General features: G+C 58.2%; 27 protein-coding genes and 2 pseudogenes. 18 read left to right on the top strand and 11 right to left on the bottom strand.

Features of this window, described 5'->3' with window-relative positions:
- The first annotated feature begins 198 nt into the window (after positions 1-198).
- Together tadA and WBH99_RS05325 are read left to right on the top strand one after the other, a co-directional pair.
- Positions 199-660, top strand: coding sequence for a tRNA adenosine(34) deaminase TadA (gene tadA / locus WBH99_RS05330; RefSeq protein ID WP_424219072.1), 462 nt, complete (start codon positions 199-201; stop codon positions 658-660).
- Positions 657-1,151 (top strand): L,D-transpeptidase family protein, encoded by a 495-nt coding sequence (locus WBH99_RS05325; RefSeq protein WP_424219071.1) that lies wholly within the window; start codon positions 657-659, stop codon positions 1,149-1,151. The genes tadA and WBH99_RS05325 overlap by 4 nt, the downstream gene beginning before the upstream one ends.
- A 77-nt stretch (positions 1,152-1,228) precedes the next feature.
- Here WBH99_RS05325 and WBH99_RS05320 read toward each other — a convergent pair.
- The 5 genes and pseudogenes from WBH99_RS05320 to WBH99_RS05300 all read right to left on the bottom strand — a co-directional run bounded on the left by WBH99_RS05320 (position 1,229) and on the right by WBH99_RS05300 (position 3,902).
- A pseudogene (locus WBH99_RS05320) lies at positions 1,229-1,560 on the bottom strand (type II toxin-antitoxin system RelE/ParE family toxin).
- The gene (locus tag WBH99_RS05315) at positions 1,560-1,826 is read right to left on the bottom strand and encodes a CopG family ribbon-helix-helix protein (RefSeq protein ID WP_424219070.1); all 267 of its coding nucleotides are present in this window, start codon (positions 1,824-1,826) and stop codon (positions 1,560-1,562) included. Before WBH99_RS05315 ends, WBH99_RS05320 begins: the two are co-directional and overlap by 1 nt.
- Positions 1,823-2,080, bottom strand: coding sequence for a hypothetical protein (locus tag WBH99_RS05310; RefSeq protein WP_424219069.1), 258 nt, complete (start codon positions 2,078-2,080; stop codon positions 1,823-1,825). The genes WBH99_RS05315 and WBH99_RS05310 overlap by 4 nt, the downstream gene beginning before the upstream one ends.
- The gene (locus WBH99_RS05305) at positions 2,077-2,856 is read right to left on the bottom strand and encodes an NRDE family protein (protein ID WP_424219068.1); all 780 of its coding nucleotides are present in this window, start codon (positions 2,854-2,856) and stop codon (positions 2,077-2,079) included. The genes WBH99_RS05310 and WBH99_RS05305 overlap by 4 nt, the downstream gene beginning before the upstream one ends.
- A gap of 20 nt (positions 2,857-2,876) precedes the next feature.
- Entirely contained in the window at positions 2,877-3,902 is a 1,026-nt protein-coding gene (locus WBH99_RS05300) for a YgfZ/GcvT domain-containing protein (protein WP_424219067.1), read from the bottom strand.
- An 89-nt stretch (positions 3,903-3,991) separates the two neighbouring features.
- Between WBH99_RS05300 and mltG the strand changes: the two genes are divergently transcribed.
- From mltG to WBH99_RS05265, 7 genes are all read left to right on the top strand, one after another.
- On the top strand, positions 3,992-4,987 hold the full coding sequence (gene mltG / locus WBH99_RS05295) for an endolytic transglycosylase MltG (protein ID WP_424219066.1): 996 nt from the start codon (positions 3,992-3,994) through the stop codon (positions 4,985-4,987).
- Positions 4,988-5,002: 15 nt separating this feature from the next.
- Entirely contained in the window at positions 5,003-5,617 is a 615-nt protein-coding gene (tmk, locus tag WBH99_RS05290) for a dTMP kinase (RefSeq protein ID WP_424219065.1), read from the top strand.
- Positions 5,614-6,639: a DNA polymerase III subunit delta' gene (gene holB / locus WBH99_RS05285; RefSeq protein ID WP_424219064.1), complete on the top strand. Its 1,026-nt coding sequence runs from the start codon at positions 5,614-5,616 to the stop codon at positions 6,637-6,639. The genes tmk and holB overlap by 4 nt, the downstream gene beginning before the upstream one ends.
- 6 nt (positions 6,640-6,645) lie before the next feature.
- Positions 6,646-7,011 (top strand): PilZ domain-containing protein, encoded by a 366-nt coding sequence (locus WBH99_RS05280; protein ID WP_424219063.1) that lies wholly within the window; start codon positions 6,646-6,648, stop codon positions 7,009-7,011.
- A gap of 7 nt (positions 7,012-7,018) precedes the next feature.
- Entirely contained in the window at positions 7,019-7,801 is a 783-nt protein-coding gene (locus WBH99_RS05275; RefSeq protein WP_424219062.1) for a TatD family hydrolase, read from the top strand.
- Entirely contained in the window at positions 7,798-8,472 is a 675-nt protein-coding gene (locus WBH99_RS05270) for an ankyrin repeat domain-containing protein (RefSeq protein WP_424219061.1), read from the top strand. The genes WBH99_RS05275 and WBH99_RS05270 overlap by 4 nt, the downstream gene beginning before the upstream one ends.
- 156 nt (positions 8,473-8,628) lie before the next feature.
- Positions 8,629-9,027: a hypothetical protein gene (locus tag WBH99_RS05265; protein WP_424219060.1), complete on the top strand. Its 399-nt coding sequence runs from the start codon at positions 8,629-8,631 to the stop codon at positions 9,025-9,027.
- Positions 9,028-9,148: 121 nt separating this feature from the next.
- On the opposite strand, the gene WBH99_RS05260 is transcribed toward WBH99_RS05265, so the two are convergent.
- The 3 genes from WBH99_RS05260 to WBH99_RS05250 are packed head-to-tail and all read right to left on the bottom strand — an operon-like array spanning position 9,149 to position 10,531.
- Positions 9,149-9,763 carry a glutathione S-transferase gene (locus WBH99_RS05260; protein WP_424219059.1) on the bottom strand — a complete coding sequence of 205 codons (615 nt, stop codon included), beginning with the start codon at positions 9,761-9,763 and terminating at the stop codon, positions 9,149-9,151.
- A gap of 42 nt (positions 9,764-9,805) precedes the next feature.
- Positions 9,806-10,318 carry an HPP family protein gene (locus WBH99_RS05255; RefSeq protein ID WP_424219058.1) on the bottom strand — a complete coding sequence of 171 codons (513 nt, stop codon included), beginning with the start codon at positions 10,316-10,318 and terminating at the stop codon, positions 9,806-9,808.
- Positions 10,319-10,333: 15 nt separating this feature from the next.
- On the bottom strand, positions 10,334-10,531 hold the full coding sequence (locus WBH99_RS05250) for a hypothetical protein (RefSeq protein WP_424219057.1): 198 nt from the start codon (positions 10,529-10,531) through the stop codon (positions 10,334-10,336).
- 334 nt (positions 10,532-10,865) lie between these two features.
- On the opposite strand from WBH99_RS05250, the pseudogene WBH99_RS05245 reads away from it, so the two are divergent.
- Together WBH99_RS05245 and WBH99_RS05240 are read left to right on the top strand one after the other, a co-directional pair.
- Positions 10,866-11,030, top strand: a pseudogene (locus WBH99_RS05245) (IS1380 family transposase); the annotation flags it as partial.
- Positions 11,031-11,299: 269 nt separating this feature from the next.
- Positions 11,300-11,893 (top strand): TetR/AcrR family transcriptional regulator, encoded by a 594-nt coding sequence (locus tag WBH99_RS05240; protein WP_424219056.1) that lies wholly within the window; start codon positions 11,300-11,302, stop codon positions 11,891-11,893.
- 191 nt (positions 11,894-12,084) lie between these two features.
- Here WBH99_RS05240 and WBH99_RS05235 read toward each other — a convergent pair whose 3' ends face one another.
- Positions 12,085-12,762: a heavy metal response regulator transcription factor gene (locus WBH99_RS05235; RefSeq protein ID WP_424219055.1), complete on the bottom strand. Its 678-nt coding sequence runs from the start codon at positions 12,760-12,762 to the stop codon at positions 12,085-12,087.
- A gap of 308 nt (positions 12,763-13,070) precedes the next feature.
- On the opposite strand from WBH99_RS05235, the gene WBH99_RS05230 reads away from it, so the two are divergent.
- Genes WBH99_RS05230 through WBH99_RS05220 form a run of 3 tightly spaced genes read left to right on the top strand, consistent with a single transcriptional unit; the run spans position 13,071 to position 16,263 of the window.
- Positions 13,071-13,526, top strand: coding sequence for a DUF411 domain-containing protein (locus WBH99_RS05230; RefSeq protein ID WP_424219054.1), 456 nt, complete (start codon positions 13,071-13,073; stop codon positions 13,524-13,526).
- Positions 13,523-15,379 (top strand): copper resistance system multicopper oxidase, encoded by a 1,857-nt coding sequence (locus WBH99_RS05225; protein ID WP_424219053.1) that lies wholly within the window; start codon positions 13,523-13,525, stop codon positions 15,377-15,379. Before WBH99_RS05230 ends, WBH99_RS05225 begins: the two co-directional genes overlap by 4 nt.
- Positions 15,376-16,263: a copper resistance protein B gene (locus tag WBH99_RS05220; RefSeq protein ID WP_424219052.1), complete on the top strand. Its 888-nt coding sequence runs from the start codon at positions 15,376-15,378 to the stop codon at positions 16,261-16,263. Before WBH99_RS05225 ends, WBH99_RS05220 begins: the two co-directional genes overlap by 4 nt.
- A gap of 42 nt (positions 16,264-16,305) precedes the next feature.
- Here WBH99_RS05220 and WBH99_RS05215 read toward each other — a convergent pair whose 3' ends face one another.
- Positions 16,306-16,440 carry a hypothetical protein gene (locus WBH99_RS05215; RefSeq protein WP_424219051.1) on the bottom strand — a complete coding sequence of 45 codons (135 nt, stop codon included), beginning with the start codon at positions 16,438-16,440 and terminating at the stop codon, positions 16,306-16,308.
- A gap of 56 nt (positions 16,441-16,496) precedes the next feature.
- Complete coding sequence (locus WBH99_RS05210) at positions 16,497-17,573, bottom strand: DNA-binding protein (RefSeq protein WP_424219050.1); 1,077 nt, start codon at positions 17,571-17,573, stop codon at positions 16,497-16,499.
- Positions 17,574-17,884: 311 nt separating this feature from the next.
- Here WBH99_RS05210 and WBH99_RS05205 point away from each other — a divergent pair, with 311 nt between their 5' ends.
- From WBH99_RS05205 to WBH99_RS05190, 4 genes are all read left to right on the top strand, one after another.
- Positions 17,885-18,277: a CzcE family metal-binding protein gene (locus tag WBH99_RS05205; protein WP_424219049.1), complete on the top strand. Its 393-nt coding sequence runs from the start codon at positions 17,885-17,887 to the stop codon at positions 18,275-18,277.
- Between the two features lie 107 nt (positions 18,278-18,384).
- A complete protein-coding gene (copK, locus tag WBH99_RS05200; RefSeq protein WP_424219048.1) occupies positions 18,385-18,666 on the top strand; it encodes a periplasmic Cu(I)/Cu(II)-binding protein CopK in 282 nt (93 codons plus the stop codon).
- A 346-nt stretch (positions 18,667-19,012) separates the two neighbouring features.
- The gene (locus tag WBH99_RS05195; protein ID WP_424219047.1) at positions 19,013-19,501 is read left to right on the top strand and encodes a hypothetical protein; all 489 of its coding nucleotides are present in this window, start codon (positions 19,013-19,015) and stop codon (positions 19,499-19,501) included.
- Positions 19,502-19,536: 35 nt separating this feature from the next.
- Positions 19,537-20,316 carry an HD-GYP domain-containing protein gene (locus tag WBH99_RS05190; RefSeq protein WP_424219046.1) on the top strand — a complete coding sequence of 260 codons (780 nt, stop codon included), beginning with the start codon at positions 19,537-19,539 and terminating at the stop codon, positions 20,314-20,316.

The raw sequence follows: 20,316 nt of genomic DNA, 5'->3' as shown, positions 1-20,316 counted from the left end.
GTTTGCTGTCAAGCCCCGGCAGCCTCCCTGGCAACCCCCCAGGCAACCCCCTTGCCAGCCTTTCTGGCAACTCCCCGGGCAATCCCCCGGGCAATCCCTTGGGCAATCCCTTGGGCAATCCTTGAGATAGCCCGGATTTGCGGCTATCGTAATGCCTTTTTGCCGCATGCCATAGACAGCCGGGGTAGGGGGTAGGCCATGCTCGATGATCAATTTTTCATGCGTGAAGCCCTGTCTCAGGCCGAGGCGGCCGGCTGCCTGGGAGAGGTGCCGGTAGGGGCCGTGGTGGTGCGGGACGGTGTGGTGGTGGGCCGGGGCTTCAATTCCCCCATTGGCGACCACGATCCCACCGCCCATGCCGAGGTGGCCGCCCTGCGCGATGCGGCCCGCCGGCTGGGTAACTACCGCCTGCCGGGCTGCGAACTGTTCGTGACCCTGGAGCCTTGCGCCATGTGCGCCGGCGCCATCATGCATGCCCGCATTGCCCGGGTGGTCTATGGAGCCAGGGATTTGAAAACCGGGGTGCATGGCAGCATTCTCGATCTGTTTGCCGAACCCCGGCTCAATCACCATGCCGAGGTAGTGGGCGGCGTCCTCGCCGAGCGCTGCGGGCGGCTCTTGTCGGACTTCTTCGCCACCCGCCGGCATCAGGGAAAATGAAGGCAGGCCGGCGCATCCTGGTTTCCATTCCCCGGCAGACCCTGGAATTGCTGGATGAGAAAGGGCGGCTGCTGCGCCGCTTTCCCGTCTCCACCGGGGAAAATGGAGTTGGGGAGCAGCAGGGGAGTCATCAGACTCCGCGGGGGCGTCATTTGATCCGTGCCAAGATCGGAGCGGGCTGTCCTCTCCATACGGTGTTTTCCGGGCGCCGCCCCACGGGCGAGATCTGGACCCCGGAACTGGCCGAGGTTTTCCCCGGGCGGGACTGGATCCTGACCCGCATCCTGTGGCTCTCCGGCTGTGAGCCGGGTTTCAACCGCCTCGGCGCTGTCGATACCATGCGCCGTTACATCTACATCCACGGCACCGCCGAGGGTGCCCCTCTGGGTGAGCCCCGTTCGCACGGCTGCATCCGCATGGGCAATCGGGACATCCTGGAATTGTTCGACTCGACCCCCGTTTACACCCCGGTGGATATCGTCGACGCCTGAGCTTTACCCTGATATCTCAACCAGGGTGGGGCGCCACTTGCGCACGAAGTCATCGCAGGTGGGGGGGCAAAGCCATTTCAGCGCTCTTCCCGGGTATGCCACAGCCGCAACATGTAGATGATCGAACCCTGAAGTTCGTAGCGAACCTCATACTCCCCGACCAGAATTCGCCGTACCTCGCGCGGCTCGAACTGGAAAAGTTGCTCGCCGATGCGTGGGTTGGCCAGCAGAATGGTCGGTGGTCGGTGGTCGGTGGTCAGTGGTCAGTGGTCAGTGGTCGGTGGTCGGTGGTCGGGGCTCTGGTCAGCGCCTGCACCGCCCGCGCGGCGGCGGGTTTGTTCACCAGAGCCAGGAATTCATACAAGCGCGCCAAATCGGAAAGCGCCTTGCTGGTCCATTTCAGCTTCATCAGCGCGGCAGCGGCAGCGGCTGATCGGTGTCAAGGCTATCCGCCCATGCCTGCACGGCCAGGTGGTCGATGACGCGGCCGGCATCTACGTCGGACAGCGCTTCCTGGGTCAGTCGGTCGCGTTCTTCTTCCTGGGCGACCCAGGCGGAAAGCGCCTGCTTCATGATCCAGCCGCGTGAGCGTTCAAGTCGTGAAGCCATCTGATCCACCTTGTCGGCCAACGGTAGCGGAACGTGTACGGTCAGCACTTTAGTGGCTGCGGTCATGTTGCACCTCCTGTCGGAACTTGATCTTGCCGGAGCCGGTAACGCTGTGGCTTGACCGACGCCACCGCGTCAGCCGCCTCGCCGGCCACGACGAGCACCGGTTTGTCGCAGCGCCGGAACACCCCATCGGCCGAACCTTTGACGAGGATCTTGCGGATCGGCTGGAACAGCCGTTCCTCCTTGCCATCGTTCTCAATGCGTTCCCAGGCCACCGCTTCCAGCAGTCCGGCAAGGCACTCCTGGCCGGAAATCACGGGCTATCCTTTTGCGACCCGCACCGGCTTGGCGTGTCCAGAGAGACCCCGTGAGGGCCGAAGCGGCGCTCTTCCATGCTGAAGTTGCCCATCCGGTCACAGCGCATGAGGGTGGAAGCCCGGGTGCCGTAGGTCGCGGAGGCTACGAAAATACTGGAGAGCATGCGCTCCAGCGCCAGGGGCACGCCGGTATCCGGCAGGTCTGCATCGGCGGCCTGTCCGGTGTCGGCCAGCAGCCGAAAAAAGGCTTCATCATCCGGCAATCCGGCCAGCGCCCGGGAAAAGTCCTCGCGGGCCTTCAGCAGCTTGGGCCAGGGGCTGTCCAGTTGATGATTGGAAAGCCCGTAAATGCCGGGAGACAGGGCCTGCACTGACAGGGCCTGCACTGACTCCCGGCCGCGGTTGCTCAGATAGAGCAATGCTTCCCGACTGCCCAGCAGCAGATTGAAGCCGGCATATTCTTCTGCTCTGATAGTCTCTGCAAATTCATCGGGTTGCAGATTACTTTGAAGGTAGTTTCTAACGAGATCGCCCCGGGAGCAGCGGGCTTTTTCCGGACTACCCTGGCGGACATTGGTGACGGCGGCAAAGCGACCATCCCGGTGGCAGGCCAGCCAGCTCCCGCCTGCTTCCAGGTCCCGTCCGCCCAGGATGTCGGGACTGTCAGTCCAGGGCGCCAGAGGCAGGGCAGGGCGGCAGTAGTATTCATCGCGATTGGCGGCCAGCACCAAGGGAAAATCCTCATGGACCTGCCAGGCGACGAGGATCAGGCACATTCGTGAGACATCCGTGAGACTCAGGGATTGACGGCTTCGGCCTGCAGCCGGGGACCGCTCATGGAGCCTTGATGCAGGTCCCCGGCGGCCGGGGCCAGCACGACGGCCAGGGCGACGAAGCCTCGATCGGGGGACGGGGCGCAGGTGATCACTTTGCCGGCGCTCTGGTCGGGGCTGGCCGGGGCATGGAGTTCTTCGCCGGGACTCAGGGGCACCGGGCTCTTGAGCCGGTACAGGTGGCGTTTGACTTTGCCAAGATACTGAGTCCGGGCCACCACTTCCTGGCCCGGGTAGCAGCCCTTGTGGAAGCTGACGCCCCCCATTTTTTCGAAGTCGGCCATCTGGGGCACGAATTCTTCCCGGGTGGCGCCGGTAATCCAGGGAAAGGCTTCCTGCACGTCCCGATATTGCCAGGCGGGGCGGCCGGCCGGTGTGGCCAGGGTTGCCAGCTTTTGCCACAGGGCAGAAAGTTCAGTCAGAGGCGCGGCGAGGATGACGCGCGCAGGGGAGAGGCGAATGATGCTGACCTGATCCTGGGTTGCGGTCGTCATCGGCATTTCGGGGGTGGGCAGTCCTGCCGCTGCCAGGGCGGCTTCCACCCCGGTCCCGGCAAGCCCCAGGTGGCCCAGGGTCTGGGAGAGGTCGGCCAGTGTTACCCGGGAGCGCAGCACGAACATCCGCAAACGCTGGAGAATGGCGGGCAGCAGGTCTGTTGCCAGCATCAGCCGGTAGTTTTCCCCCAGCGGATAGTTCACCAAGCTGGCCAGCATGCGCCCCTTGGCGGAGCACCAGGCGGAAAGTTGTGCCTGTCCGGCCTGCAGGGAGTTCAGATCATTGGTGAGCTGAGCCTGCAAAAACGCCTTGGCATCACTGCCGCTGGCTTCGATGCAGGAAAAGTGCAGGAGAGGAACCAGGATGGTGCCCTGGGCGGCGGCAGCCAGTTCCGCGGTCGGGTCGCCAAAATGCTGGACATCCGTGTTGTCGGGGTCGAATGTGGCGCCAAGGGCAGAAAGACTTTGTTGCCAGGTGTTTGCACAAGAATTCATGGGGCCTCGCAAAAAGGGGTTTGGGCTATTATAGCGCCCGTTCCCTGCTGGCCCGGGCCGCTCTACCTGCCATTTGACCTGGTATTTCCGTGAAGTTTCTGCTGCGTACCTTCCTGTTGCTGGCGTTGTCCCTGGCCCTGCTGGCCGGAGGTTTTCATGGCTGGCTCAAGCAGCCCCTCCGTTTGCCTGCGGACAACGTGGAGTTTCGCATCCCTGCGGGTACGGGACTGCGGGGAGTCGTGCGCATCCTGGATCAGGCAGGGGTGAAAGTGCAGGGCGAGCTACTGGTACTCGCGGCCCGTCTGTCCGGCAAGGAGGGCTCCATCCGCGCCGGCACTTACGGCATTGCCGCCGGGACCACGCCGGAGGCGCTTCTGGATGCCCTGGTAGAGGGCAAGGTACTGCAGGTGGAGGTCCGTCTCATCGAGGGGTGGACCTTCCGGCAGTGGCGCAGCCTGCTGACGGCCCATCAAGGACTGGAGCATGTGACCACCGCCCTGGATGAGAGGGAATTGATGCAGAAACTCGGTTTTCCCGACATTGCGCCGGAGGGCATGTTCTTCCCGGATACCTATCGGGTCGACAAGTATTCCACCGACCTGGAACTGCTGAGCCAGGCGGCCCGGGCCATGCAGCGCCATCTGGAGCGGGAGTGGGCCGGACGGGAACCCGGCTTGCCCTACCGCACGCCCTATGAAGCCTTGATCATGGCCTCCCTCGTGGAAAAGGAAACCGGCGTGGCAGCCGACCGGGAAATGGTGGCAGGGGTTTTCGTCAATCGGCTGCGTAGCGGCATGCGCCTGCAAACGGACCCGGCCGTGATTTATGGCCTGGGGGAGCGGTTTGATGGCAATCTCCGCAAGGTCGATTTACAGACCGACACCCCCTTCAATACCTACACCCGTACCGGCCTGCCTCCCACCCCCATCGCCATGCCGGGCCTTGCCGCCCTGCAGGCCGCCTTGCACCCGGCCAGGACGGGGGCTTTTTATTTTGTCGCCAGGGGGGATGGCAGCAGCCATTTTTCCCGTACCCTGGATGAGCACGAGCAGGCGGTCAATCGCTATCAGCGCCGTGCTCGTTAAAGTCAGGAGCCTGTTTTGAAAGGTAAATTCATCACCCTCGAAGGAATTGACGGGGCCGGCAAGAGTAGTCACCTGGACTGGCTGGCCGCGTTTTTGCGCCAACAGGGCAAGACCGTCGTTGCCACCCGGGAACCGGGCGGGACGCCGCTGGGAGAAAAACTGCGGGAATGGCTCCTGTCCGAGCCCATGTGTCTGGAAACCGAAACCCTGCTGATGTTTGCCGCCCGGTGCGAACACCTGGCCCAGGTGATCCTGCCCGCACTGGAGCGGGGCGAGTGGGTGGTCTGTGACCGCTTTAGCGATGCCACCTACGCCTATCAGGGCGGGGGCAGGGGCCTGGATCGCCACAAGATCAAACAGCTGGAGCAATGGGTGCATGGCGAAACCCAGCCCGACCTGACCCTGTTGTTCGATGTGCCCTGTGAGGTGGCCCGGCGCCGGATCGTCCTGGCCAACCGCCACCTGGACCGATTTGAACAGGAGCAGGCCCTGTTTCATGACCGGGTCCGTCATGTCTACCTGGACCGGGCCGCCAGCCATCCCCAGCGTTTTCGTGTCATCAACGGTGAGCAAGCGATGGATGATATTCGCAAACAACTTGAACAAAACGTTCTATCCATTTGTTCATGAACGTTATTTCAATCTACGGAGATTCCTGGAGACGGTTGCAGGACTGGCGTCAGCGCTTGCCCCATGCCCTGTTGCTGAGCGGTCCCCGTGGCCTGGGCAAGGGCTTGCTGGCCCAGGCCTTTGCAGCCAGCCTGCTCTGCGAACAGGTGCAAGCCGATGGTAAAGCCTGTGGTGCCTGCCTTGCCTGCCACTGGTTCGAACAGGGCAACCATCCCGATTTCCGCATGCTGCAGCCCGCCGCCCAGAAAACACAGGAAGAAGAGGGGGGTGCGGACAAGGCCAGGCGAGGGGGGCAACAGATCACCATTGATCAGGTCCGGGAACTGGATGACTTTTTCGGCGTGGGCACCCATCGCCAGGGTTTGCGGATCATCCTCGTCAATCCAGCGGAAACCCTGAACCGTAGTGCGGCCAATGCCATCCTCAAAGTACTTGAAGAACCGCCTCCAGGTACCTTGTTTTTATTGGTATCCAGTGAGCCGATGCGTTTGCTTCCCACGCTGCGCAGCCGTTGCCAGGCCTTGCCGATCACCCGGCCTCCCGCTGCCATCGCCCAACGGGCGCTCCAGGAAGAGGGGGTGGAAAACCCTGAAGTCTGGCTGGCCCTTGCGGGTGGGGCGCCTGGTTTGGCCCAGACGCTGGCCAGCACGAATGGAACGGCCTGGCTGGACGCGCTGATCCAGGCCCTGAGTAGCGGCAGCAAGCTGGAAGTCATTGCAACGGCTACGGCTTTGGATAAAGCCCTGAAAGCCGTAAAGGGAGAGAACCCTTTGCCCCAGCTGGTGGATTGGTCGCAAAAATGGCTGGTGGATTTGAGTCTTGCAAGCCAAGGCCTGCCAACGCGCTTTTATTTACGCCAACGCGCTAGAATCGAAACCCTTTCCACCGGGAGTTCGCTGGAAAAACTGGTCCGCTTCTACCGGCAACTGGTTAAACTGCGTCGGGAGAGTGAACATCCACTGAATGCCCGGCTGTTTCTTGAGCAATTCCTTTTCGGCTATCGCGCCTTGTTCGTAGAGTGAAAACCCATGACTGATCCCGTCAAAGCGGCAGCTTCACGCCCGAGTGTGTTGTCGCTGAATATCAATTCCAGGTCAGCACTTTATGCGGCCTTCATGCCCATGCTCAAAAATGGTGGCATCTTCATTCCCACCACCCGCAAGTATGCGCTGGGGGACGAGGTCTTCATGCTCCTGTCCCTCATGGAGGACCCGGCTAAATTGCCCATTGCCGGCAAGGTCGTCTGGATAACGCCCGCGGGCGCCCAGAATAATCGCGCCCAGGGCATTGGCATCCATTTCAATGCCGATGAAAGTGGACAGGAAGCCAAACGCAAGATCGAAAGCCTGCTGGCCGGCGTCTTGAATTCCTCCCGCCCGACCCACACCCTCTGACGCCACGATGCTGATCGATTCCCATTGCCACCTGGATTTTCCCGGGCTGTCAGAAAACTTACCCCGGATGCTCGCGGCCATGCAGGAGAACGGAGTGCGGGGAGCCCTCTGCGTTGGCGTGAATATGGAGGATTTTCCCCGGGTTCTGGCGCTGGCCGAGCAACACCCTCACCTGTTTGCGAGTGTCGGCCTGCATCCGGAATACGAGGACGTGCAGGAACCCGATCAGGAAACCCTGTGCGCCCTGGCCCAGCACCCGAAAGTGGTGGCGATTGGCGAAACCGGGCTGGATTATCACTGGCAGAAAGACCAGCCCGAATGGCAGCGCCAGCGTTTCCGGACCCATATCCGGGCGGCCATTGCATCAGGCAAGCCACTGATCATCCACACCCGGGATGCAGCCGGGGACACCCTGAGCATTCTGGCAGAAGAGGGGGCCCGGACGGTTGGGGGCATCCTGCACTGCTTTACGGAATCGTGGGACATCGCTCAGCAAGCCCTGGATCTCGGCTTTTACATATCCATTTCCGGCATCGTCACCTTCAAGAATGCCTTGCAGGTCAAGGAGGTTGCCTGCAAAGTACCGCTCGACCGTCTCCTGGTCGAAACCGACGCCCCTTATCTGGCACCCGTGCCTTATCGAGGCAAAACCAATCAGCCTGCCCATGTACGCTTCGTGGCCGACGAAATCGCCCGCTTGCGAGGTCTCCGCTTCGATGAAGTCGCTGAAGCCACCACGCAAAACTTTTTTTCCCTTTTCCCCAGTGTACGGAAGGTCCTCGCACCATGAAAATTCAGCAAAAACTGTACGGCTTACTGCTCGGCACCCTGATCATCACGGCACCTTGTTCCGCAGGAGCCGCCTCTTACGACGACATGATGACGGCAATAAAACTGGGCAACCGGGGGGCCGTGGTTGAACTCCTGAATCGGGGTATGGATGCCAATACCTCGGATATCGAAGGCAATACCTTGCTCATGCTGGCGACGCGGGAAGGCAACCTGGAGTTGGTTGACCTGTTGCTCGAACAACGGGCCAGGGTCAATGCCCGTAATCGCCATGGCGATTCGGCACTGCACATCGCCGCCTACCAAGGAGCCTTACCCTTGGTAAAACGCCTGGTTGAGGCTGGCGCGCAAGTGAACATGGAGGGCTGGACGCCATTGATCTACGCTGCCTTCAACGGACATCCGGAAGTGGTCCGGTTTCTCATGGAAAAAGGCGCCGACATCGACGCCAGCAGCGAAAATGGCATGACCGCTCTCATGGCCGCGGCGCGTGGCGGTCACATGGAGGTTGTGCAGATGCTGGTGAATGCGGGCTGCGCCTTGAACAAGAAGACGCAAAATGGTGAAACAGCGCTGGATTGGGCCGCCAAGACAAACAATACCGATGTGGCCGAGTGGCTGAAAAGTAAAGGAGCCTTGCCTGGCAAGGCGGTAAAACTCCTGATTCAGTAACTTGCAGACTGCAATGAGGAGCGATGCGAAAACGCCGCTCTTCATTCATGGACCCGGCAGATTCTTGTTCCTCCTTTGTTTATCCTTTGGGCTCCATGATTGCGCATAATTTTTATTATGTAAAATTGAAGGGGTATTTCATGAACCAGCCATTTCATGAACCGGCGCCATGGCACGGTCGAGCTGTTTGCTGCGTTGAAGGTTGCCGCCGGCGGCATTCAAAATACTGCAAACGCGTGTATCGATTCCGTGCGCCAGGTCAAAGGCAAGCCGCCCAAGCTCGAACAGCACGACTACATCGGCTCGCGCCCCCTCGCACCGGCCGAAGTCGCTGAAGCCGTGCGTTCGCACTGGGGCATCGAAAATCCGCTGCAATCAGCTGCACTGGGTACTCGATGTCACCCTGAAGGAAGATGCCAGTACCGTCCGCAAGGACAACGCCCCGGAAAATCTCTCGCTCATCAAGAAAATCCTCCTCAACCTCTTCCGCATGGATACCACGGATACCGTCAAGTCCAGCCTGCGACTCAAGCGCAAACGCGCCGACTGGGATGATGAATTACGGACCTGTTTCCTGGGCCTTACCCCAATAGGATGTCCAAGTGCGGAGGCCTTGGGGTATAGCTCATCCTGACTACCTGGCATTTCTTTCGAAAGGGAAAGACATTGCTGAGTATCAAAGGACAGGCAAGCCCGGCATCGACTTGAAATGAGGTAATGCCTCTACTTCGGCGAGCCAAGCACGAACCTGCGGGTACTCTGCCAGCGATATTCCCCCTTCGGGAGCATGAGCGATATATGAGTAGCAAGCCAGGTCGGCTAGCGTTGGTTGATCGAGTGCCAAAAAACGGCGGCCAGTGAGATGCCCATCCATAAAACGAAGCAATTTTCCCGCAATAGCGCTGGCGATATTTAGATCGCCAGGCAACCCCCACTGCTTCACCCCGCGAGCGGTTGCCAGGCCGTATCTCACCTCCCCAGCGGCTATCGACAACCAGCGATAAACCTGTGCTGCAGCCACTGGTTCTTCAGGTAGCCACCCACTGCCGGGCGCATATTGCTTGACCAAGTAAACCATAATCGCGTTGCTGTCGCAGAGAATCAGTTCTCCATCGATCAGTACAGGAATTTGACCTAGGGGATTGATTCGTAGAAATTCGGCAGAACTCCGGACTCTTGCAGGCGCCTCGATATAGGAATATGGCAGCGCAAGCATCAACAGCAACAATTCGACGCGATGCGAGTGTCCGGACAGTGGGGTGCCATAAAGCGTGCGTTGAATATCTTTCATCTCACCAATTCCAAGGAAAATGCTCGTTTAACAGCCAGATACTTAACGGAGCCAATAGCGCGGGTAAGTTCGCTGCTTTGGGATGTTATTGAACAATAAGGCAACCAAAACCAGGGCGACAGCACCGATCAACGTTGGTGTAAGCATAAAACTCCACGTTGGCGCTAACAACATGATGATTAACGGGTTTGACCCGGCAGGAGGATGTACCGTTCTCGTAATCATCATGGCAGCAATCGTTGTCCCTGCAGCCAGAGCCATGCTCCACCAATATGGACCAAAAAGCGACAAGAACACCAACCCTATAAACGAAGCCAGAACGTGACCTCCTATAACGTTGCGTGGTTGAGAAAATGGACTTTCCGGAAAGCCAAAGATCAATACGCAACTTGCACCGAAGGACCCGAGGACTAGAGGGTATCCAGTCACGTGAGCAAGATATCCGACTGCGCCAATCGCTAAGACACCACCAAGCCAACCCATCAAAATATCAAAGAGTGTCGGCGAGGGGGGGCAACTGCCCCCTCCCTTTTTCCATTTTTCGATTAAGTTCATCGATATCTCCTGGATTTAATGAACTTGCTTGACAGCCGCCGGCTTGAACTCGAGCGGAGATTGAATCTGTGAGACCCATGAGAAAAAGGGCATCTTGAGTACCGCATCGCTGGCGCGATAGATCGGTTCCACAATCCATGCATGCTGGGCACGGAGTGCCACGAGTTGTTTCGGATCGACTTTGTCGTAGGCTTCAGCGGCTGCGTATTCCATGAATTCACTACCTGTTAGGTTTAAAAGTGACTGTTCTGTTGAACGCCTCACACAGTACAGACAGGTCTGTCTATTTGCAAGAACTTCTTTAACATAAACTATTGTTATAACGATATTCCTTGATGGTGTAACGCTCGTCGAGTGGTGGGTACCATAAAATATACTTGAATCCGTGTCATCACCCCCAAAAACATGTCTAACACATTGATGTAATGGTATAATTTCGATTTTGACTCCTCCACCCAACTGACCATGCCGCGCTTTGAAGTCAAACAGACCCGCAAACTCAACCTGACCTCGTACTCTGGATTGGCGTTGATTGGGCAATGCTGTCAGGCGGCGACGGTTGAAGACCGTGCTGCAGGAGGTCATGTACCGGGCGGCGAAGTTCGTCGCTCATGCGCGCCGCCTTGTGCTTGACTTTGGCTGGGGCTTCGCGACCCATGTGCGAGTGTTCGAGGCCTTGCAGGAGCGCTTGCTGAAAGCGGCATCGCCGTGATGCCACCCTTGCGTTTGACACCCGCCAGCCCCGGATTCCGCACATCGGAAGTTAGCGGTTCGCCCTGGAGCCAGAAAATGACGGTGCACCCTCCCACCCACGCCGACTTTTGCCGGAGATGAGAGCAAAATCACCCCCCTGACACCGTCGGCAGGAGAAATAAAACAGGCCGATCCGCGAAAATCATGCAGTTCGGCCCTGCGAGGAAGGTGTTATTTTTTACGAACACGGATTCAGGATATGGAAAGACCGTTCTGTATTGGATGCATATGAGTGACAAACGCCAGCTTGTGCTGGAAACTGCTTTAACCCTCTTCCGTGCGCATGGGTATCATGCTGTAGGAATTGATCGGGTTCTTGCTGAATCTGGCGTGGCCAAAATGACCATGTACAAATACTTTCCATCAAAAAATGCCTTGATCGAAGCAGTCTTAAATGAGCGAGATCTGCGCTTCAGACGCTCGTTGCTCGAATTCGTGAACGAGGTCGATGACCCAAGGGAAAAAATCAGGGCCTTGTTTCTTTGGCATCACTGCTGGTTCAAAGAAGACTCTTTCAATGGCTGCATGTTCATCAATGCTGTAGCCGAATTCCCTGAAATAGACAGTTCGATTCGACAAGCTTCGATCAACCACAAAGCACTTATCCAGGATTTTATTGGGTCAATTCTTAACCAAGTCTTGGCTACAGAGATTTCACAACGACTTTCCGCTCAATTCTCTCAGTTGCTGGATGGTGCGACCATCGCAGCCCAAGTTGCTGGTGACCGCATGGCCGCATTCTTGGCTTGGCGTTCCGCCGTAGGATTGCTTCTGCTTGAAGGCGTTCAAATCGAACTTGGCAATTCGTTCGAATCAAGTTAAATCAGGAAAATTGAAGGGAATCATCACTTGGCGAAGTCCATCCACTTGTCTGTTTTGGCATCTTGGACAAATTCCGCCGGTTTGGGCTTAGAACCCCACTTTCAGAAAAAGGACGTGCGCCGCCGCCATGGCAAACAGCCGCGTCAGATACAGCGTCAGACGCAACGTCAGCGATCGACTCCAGGTAACGTTCAATCCGTGACCTCCAGCACATAGCCCATTCCCCGTACCGTACGGATCAGCTTGGGTTCGAATGCCTCGTCTATCTTGATCCGCAGGCGCTTGATGGCGACTTCAATCACATTGGTGTCGCTATCGAAATTCATATCCCAAACTTGGGACGCAATCAACGACCGCGGCAATACCTCGCCTTGCCGCCGAAGCAGCAGTTCGAGCAAGGCAAATTCCTTGGCGGTCAGGTCGATCCGCTTGCCCGATCGAATCACCCGGCGCCGCATCAGATCAAGTTCCAGGTCCGCCGCGCGTAGATACTCCGACTCCTTTGCCTTCCCGCCACGACGTAACAAGCTTCTCACCCTGGCCAGCAATTCCGAAAAGGCAAAAGGCTTGACCAGATAATCGTCCGCGCCGAGTTCCAGTCCCTTGACCCGATCTTCTACCTGGTCGCGGGCCGTCAGGAACAAGACCGGCATTTCCTTGCCGGCCCGGCAGATGCCTTGCAGCACCTGCCACCCGTCAATACCCGGCAGCATGACATCGAGGATGGCCAGGTCGTGGGCTTCCGTCAGCGCCAAATGCAATCCATCAAGCCCGTTGGCGACCAGATCCACCACGAAACCCGCCTCGACCAGGCCTTGCTTCAAATAGGTTCCGGTTTTTGGCTCGTCTTCGACGACCAGTATTTTCATTGTGCTTTCCATCCGTTATGGATCGTCCATGGACGAATTCTCCATCAGTTTCTGGGCGCCTCTGCCTGGATTACAAAAATGTAATGCGCGAGTCATCCCGCTGTCGGTCAGGCAAAAGCACCATGGCGGGCCAGTGACGGTCACGTTCATAACGGCGTAGACGCCACGGCGACGGTCATGATCACCATGGGCACGGCGCGCACAAGCATCGAGCGGGTGAAGCTTACAGAAATGTAATTTCGGGGTCAGCTTTATGTTGGCCACACAATTTCATACTGGCCGCACTTGATCTTCTGAGGAGTATGTCCATGACGAAGCCCGGCGCTGTTTTCCTGACAGGATTTGTCCTGGGGGCAGGCCTCGCCCTGCCAGCATCGGCTGCTGAAAGGGTCGATGTCTACAAGAGCCCGTACTGCGGTTGCTGCGGCAAGTGGATCGATCACATCAAGGCCGCCGGGTTTGCGGTGCGCACTCATGAAGTGAACGACGTGCCAGGGACGCGCCAGCGTCTGGGTATGCCCGACCGCCTCGGCTCCTGCCATACCGCGAAGGTTGCCGGCTATGTCATCGAAGGCCATGTGCCGGCAGCCGACATTGAACGGCTGATCAAGGAGAGGCCAAGGGCCCTCGGCTTGGCCGTGCCATCCATGCCGCCTGGCTCTCCCGGGATGGAAAGTTTCCGCCCTGTGCCGTATGAAACCCTGCTGGTCGCTCAGGACGGCAGCATTCGCGTCTTCGCCAAGCACGGACTGGAAGCAAAATGAATCCTCTTCAGAGCAACGATCCGGCCAGTATTTTTACGCCACGGCGCCGTTTCGTGCAGGGCCTGATCGGCGGGGGGGTGCTGGCCGGCATCTCGCCTTGGGTGCGAGCTGCGCTCGCCCCGCTTCGGCTAACGCCTACAGGTAGCGCACCCGAACTGTCCGGAACCGAAATTCAACTGACTGTCGCGGAATCCCCCGTCAATTTCACCGGGGAAATGCGGCTGGCGACGACGATCAACGGCTCACTGCCGGCGCCGACCCTGCGCTTGCGCGAAGGCGACCTGGTCACCATCCGGGTGACCAACCATCTGCCGGTCGCCACGTCGATTCATTGGCACGGGATTATCCTGCCCTACCAGATGGATGGGGTTCCCGGCATCAGTTTCCCCGGCATCGCTCCCGGTCAGACATTTACCTATCGTTTTCGCCTTCAGCAAAGCGGTACTTACTGGTATCACTCGCATTCGGGGTACCAGGAACAGACCGGCATGTACGGGGCGATCATCGTCGAGCCGCGGGGGGGCGAAACAATCCGTGCTGATCGTGACTATGTTGTTCAGTTGTCGGACTGGACCGACGAGAGTCCGGAGCATGTGTTCGCCAAACTCAAAGTCCAAAGCGACTACTACAACTACAGCAAGCCGACCGTCGGCGATTTCTTGCGCGATGTTGCGGCTGGCGGTGTCGCAGCAGCTCTCGAGAAGCGCAAGATGTGGAACGAAATGCGCATGAACCCGACCGACCTGGCTGATTTGTCCGCGGCCACCTATACGTATTTGATGAATGGCACGACACCGGCAGGCAACTGGACGGGGCTCTTTGGTCCCGGCGAGCGGATTCGCCTGCGCTTCATCAATAGTGCCGCCAACAGTTTTTTCGACGTGCGCATTCCTGGCCTGAAGATGAAGATCGTCCAGTCGGATGGCGTCAATGTCGAACCGGTCACGGTCGATGAATTCCGCTTCGGCCCGGGAGAAACCTACGATGTGCTGATCGAGCCGACGGCTGAGGCGCATACGATCTTTGCCCAGTCCATGGATCGCAGTGGCTACGCCCGTGGCACGCTGGCCGTGCGTGCCGGACTGGAAGCGCCGGTGCCGATGCTCGACAAGGTCGAATGGCTGACCATGGCCGACATGATGGGCAGCATGGGCGGCATGAACCATGGGGCAATGTCCGGAATGGACCAGGCCGCCATGAATCATGACATGCCGGGCATGGAGCACGGCGCAATGCCCATGGAGCATGATCCGGACCAGATGCAGCATGGCGCCATGGCAATGGATCATGGCCAGCACACGATGCACGACAATTCGCTGGCCAAACCATCCGGCAAGGTCCGCCATGCCCGGACCGAGTATGGCCCGAGCACCGATATGCGCGTCGATATGCCACGCACCCGCCTCGATGATCCTGGCATTGGCCTGCGCGACAATGGCCGCAAGGTCTTGACGCTGGCCGATCTGTCCACGATAGGCGGGCCGCTCGACCGGCGCGGGCCAACGCGCGAAGTCGAGCTGCACCTGACCGGCAACATGGAACGCTACACCTGGTCGTTCGATGGCCTTGAGTTCGGCAGCAGCACGCCGGTGCATTTCAAACATGGCGAACGGGTGCGGGTCATTCTGCAGAACGACACCATGATGACGCACCCGATGCACATGCACGGCCTGTGGAGCGAACTTGAGACAGCCGACGGAAAATTCCAGGCGCGCCGCCATACCCTTCCGGTGCAACCTGCCCAGCGCATCAGTTTCCTCATCAATGCCGATGCACTTGGCCGCTGGGCCTGGCATTGCCATCTGATGTTCCACATGCATGCGGGCATGTTCCGCGAGGTGGTGGTGTCATGAGCGGATTCGGCCGCAAAGGAATGACGATGAAAATCTGCCATACGCTGATCGCAACCCTTGCAATCACCGCCTTTCAGCCCGCCTGGGCTCAATCGGGACAAGCGGCGTCGGCCATGGATCACGGCACCATGAACATGCAAGGCGGATCAGCCCCGGCCGACGCGCGCGACCCGCATGCCTACGCAGACGGCAACACGCTGGACAGCGGCGAATATGCGCAATCCGGGCCGCGCCAGTTGCGACTGGCCGACGAGCACAATTTCGGCAGCCTGCTGGTTGATCGCCTCGAACACGTTAGAACGACTGATGGCGCCAATGCCAGCGCCTACGATCTGCAGGCCTGGTTTGGTCGTGATTACGATCGGCTGGTGATCAAGGCTGAAGGCGATTACTCCCAGAACAAACTTCAGGAAGCACGCACCGAACTGTTGTGGGGGCACGCCGTCGCCAATTACTGGGATGTGCAACTGGGTGTACGCCACGATAGCGGTAGCGGCCCCAATCGTTCCTGGCTGGCGTTGGGTGTCCAGGGACTGGCCCCGTACTGGTTCGAAGTGGACGCCACCGCCTATATGGGCGAGAACGGCCGAAGTGCCTTGCGCCTCGCCGCAGACTATGCCCTGCTGCTCACGCAACGCCTCATTTTGCAGCCGCGCGCCGAGTTCAATCTCTATGGCAAGCAAGACCCTGCATGGAATATCGGCAGCGGCTTGTCCGATGGCACCTTGGGTTTACGCCTGCGTTACGAATTCTCGCGCCAGATTGCCCCCTACATAGGAGTCGAGCGGGTGGAGAAATTCGGTCAAACAGCCGACATGGCTCGTGATGCGGGCGAGCGTGCTGGAGAAACCCGTTGGGTAGCCGGATTGCGTTTCTGGTTCTAGCCAGGTCCGCCAACCCACTATCAGTCGCCTGAACATTCCGGATCAGGCGCCCCGCAGACGCAGGGCATTGCCGACCACGCTGACCGATGAAAGACTCATGGCGGCCGCCGCGATGACCGGCGAGAGGACCAGCCCGAACGCCGGGTAGAGGACGCCAGCGGCGATGGGAATTCCCAAGGCGTTGTACAGAAAGAGGGTCGGCCGGGAATCATGAAAAATTCCCCGAAAACCGCCTACTCTTCTGAATTAAAAAGCGAATTCTGACTGTCAACACTATTTTTCATTGTGTTAACGCTTTTCGGCGGCGGCGCCTGCAAGGCTGTGAGCTTTTCAAGAATTTTCTCGTGGCTGACGACAACAGCTTTTGCCGCCATCAGTTCGGATTCCAGCCGCCGCCCTGTTTCCAGGGTCTCCTGCAGTTTGCAGACGTTCGCTTGGTTTTCCTTGAGCAGATCGGCTGCCCGCGCATCAGCTTGCTCAATTTGCTCCGACAACTGCTGATTTTTTAATTCAGCGACGATCAATTGCTCCTTGGCTGAACGCAGCAGCCGCATTTCGGTATCCAGACGATGAATTTCACCTCGGGCATTTCCCAGTTCACTCGATAGCCTGGCATTGTCCTCATGACTGCGGATGAGTTCCTGCTGCTTGGTATTCGCGGTGTCTTTGGCTGCACGCAACTCGCCCTGCAAAAACTGAATCTGCTGCTCGAACTGCCGCTGATCCTGCTCACGTTGCTCTTTCGCCGCGGTGCGGAAATGATCCAGCGCCTCTCTGGCATGCTGGTGCTTTTCTTCCAGTGATATCCGGTGCGCTTCTTCCTTCGCCAGTTGCTCCTCCATATCCCCGACACGTTGAACCATTTGTGCCCGACCGATCCTTTCTTCCTGAAGCTTGGTCTGGGTTTCGGTATGAGCCGCTTTCTCTGCCGCCAACTCGATGGCCTGGCGCTCTGCCTGGCTACGGAAAGACTCGACTTCATTACGTAACGTGCTCATGGCGTCGTTCAGCGCAGCGATTTCCGCCTTGTGCTTGTCAGTCAGTGCGGCGATGCGCTGATCGGCTTCCAGATGCAGGCGTTCGGCCAGCCTGGCTGACAGATCCTGGATGGCTTCGCTGACAGCAACCTGGGTGCCGGTGCTACCACCTTCCTCTTCCTCGATTTCCTTCAGGTAGCGGTGGATCGTGCCTTTCGAGCCGGTATCGCCCAATTCACTGCGGATGGCATCGATCGATGGATAGCGTCCCATTGCCAACAGGTTGTTACGTGCTCTGACGACTTCTGATTTGTAGATTCCGGCTCTGGCCATGGCATCCTCGAATTTCGTACCATATTACGTAATATGATATTACATACTAAATCAACGAAATTCAAGGCTAACGAAGTCACAATGCTAAGACGTGATAATGGTTGATTATTTATTGTTATGCGTGCTTGGACGGAAAAAGCATGTAGAAGTGGTACGAAATCACCGGTTTCATTCCTGACAATTTCCGGCGAAAAGCTTTCAAAAACGTAACGCCCGGGTCAGCGTTCTGTTGGTATCGGCTTCCTAAGATGGCATCACGGTTGGACGAAATGAGTCCGATACGATTAACCCGATGTCACAAGGAGAGAACCATGAAAGCGAAATTTTCCCAACTGGCCCTGATTGCTGCGATCAGTGTTGCCGCTGCCGGAACGGCGTACGCCCACGAGGACTACTCGGAAGGAGGATCCCTCCACTGGTTGAGCCACGTTTCGGAAAGCAAGAGCACTCCGACGGCCAATCAACAGGCTCCGTTCGGCTACGCTGCCACGAAAAACGCCGACCGCGAGGTCAGCCTGCCCAGCGGCGGCAAGTATCTGAACGTCACGCGCCTGGAAACCATCAAGATCAATGTCGGTGGCAAGAGTGTTGTCTGGACCTTCGATACGCTCGGCACGGCGGCCTTTCCGCTGTCCAGGATCGTCCCGGGAGCCGACGGCATCACGGTCTATGTGACTGAAAACCCTGCCTATCAAGGGGGCTGAACAACCTGACTGCCGGATGACGGAATTGTCACCCGGCAACTGGGAAATCGTCAGACATCCGTAGTTAGCATCTGAAATGTAAGTTAAATACTCTCAAGGAGAAAGAAATGCTGAAGAAATTGTTGATGGTTGCCGCTCTGAGTACCGCCGCCGTTTCCGCCTTCGCGGCTTACCCCGCCGAAGAGGTTCAGAAAGCGATCCAGCTCAAGGATGGCTCGACGGTCTATATCCTCAAGGACGGCAAGATGGGCATGGAGGACAAGCTTGGGCGTGCCGTGCGAATGAAACAGGGCCAAGTCATGGAAACCAAAGACGGTCAAAAGATCATGATGCACGGTGACGAAGTTATGCGTTTGGACAATATCCTTCATCAGGACCATCGCGGCTGATCACAAGCGTTACGCGAACTCGGCGGCTCCTTCGGGAGTCGCTCCCATTTTGATGCACCGAAACTGCTCATCACTTGCATTCTTTACCATTCTTTGTCGCAGTTTGGCACCGCTGCCCTGAGCCACCTTCAAGCGACCGCAACAAAGATCATTGAGTAGTGCCGCAAGCGCGGGCGCTAAGTCCCGGTTTCCGCTTCGGCGGGTACAAACTGACGAATCGGTAATGTTCTGCTCATGTTCCCGTAAGGTTTGAAAGACCATCATGGGATCAATGAGAAGGCTCACTCGACTCCATTCGACAGTCTATTGGCGGATGGGCAACTAATCTCAATGAAGGAGATGAATCATGAAACTGAATACCTTAATGCTGGCCACCCTGATCGCCTCGACGTCGATCGCCACGGCCATGCCGGCCGTGGCCGACGATGCTCATCATCCGGAACGTGCGCCCGCAGCACAATCGGCGCCGACACAGGCAACGGCAAAGGCATCGGAGCAGACGGTCAAGGCGATGCAGAAAAACGTCGAAAAAATGCAGCTTCAGCTTGATCGTGTTGCCAAGGCCAAGACCGACGATGAGCGCCAGAAGGCCATGGCCGAGCATATGCTGACGATGCGGGAGAACATGCAGATGGCCAGCGGCATGCAAGCCGGCATGATGGGTTGCCCGATGATGGGAAAAATGGGCCAGGGCGGCATGGGCATGATGATGGGTTCAGGCGGCCCGATGGGCAGCACTGACGAGCGCATGCAGCAGATGGAAAAACGCATGGACATGATGGAAATGATGATGAAGTCCGGTGGCCAAGGAATGCCTGGCATGGGTAAGCCCTAAGCATCGCTTCCTTCCGGTACCGTAGCGGGCAAATCATGGAAACTCCCCCGGAGGAATTGGCGATGGAGGCAGGTGGTCACGTTGCCGAAAAATGCGCTAATTGCGGATCGACTGCAACGAACCGCCTGTATCTGCATAATTGCGATGCCCTGCAATGTGAAGCTTGTCTGCTGGACCGGTGCCTGCAGCCGCACGGTGCTACGCTCACCATCGAGGGACTCTATGGGCGCTTCGTCGAGGCGCTCACCGAGACCCTGGATATCCGCGAAAAGGAAACTGGCCTTCACTCGCGCCGGACAGCCTGCCACACCTTGGTCCTGGCCCGCCATCTGGTGACCGACCCGGCGTACCTGCGCCAGATTTACTGGGGTGCTTTACTCCACGACATCGGAAAAATCGGCATTCCCGACCATATCCTGCTCAAACAGCAAGGGCTCAACGACGCGGAATGGGTGCAGATGCGAACCCATGTCGAGTTGGGCTATCACATCGTGAGCCAGTTGCCGGACCTCGCCATTGCCTCGGCATTGGTCCGCTGCCACGAGGAGCGTCATGACGGTACCGGCTATCCGCGGGGCCTGCACGGAGAGGAGATTCCGCTGGGCGCTCGCCTGTTCGCCGTCATCGACACCCTGGATGCGATGACCTCTGATCGTTCATACCGCAAGGCGCTGCCTTTCGACAGTGCACGCCAGGAAATCGTACGCCTGTCAGGCACCCAATTCTCGCCGGAAGCGGTCGAGATTTTTATCGCCGAGGAAGCCGTCCTGCGCCAGATGGTGGAAATGAAATGCAATGCCGTGAGGCTCGCCTGA

The organism is Azovibrio sp., from assembly GCF_049658005.1.
Taxonomy (GTDB): Bacteria; Pseudomonadota; Gammaproteobacteria; order Burkholderiales; family Rhodocyclaceae; genus Azovibrio.
The sequence above is the reverse complement of the archived record's forward strand: the minus strand, read 5'-3'. Positions and strand labels throughout refer to the sequence as shown.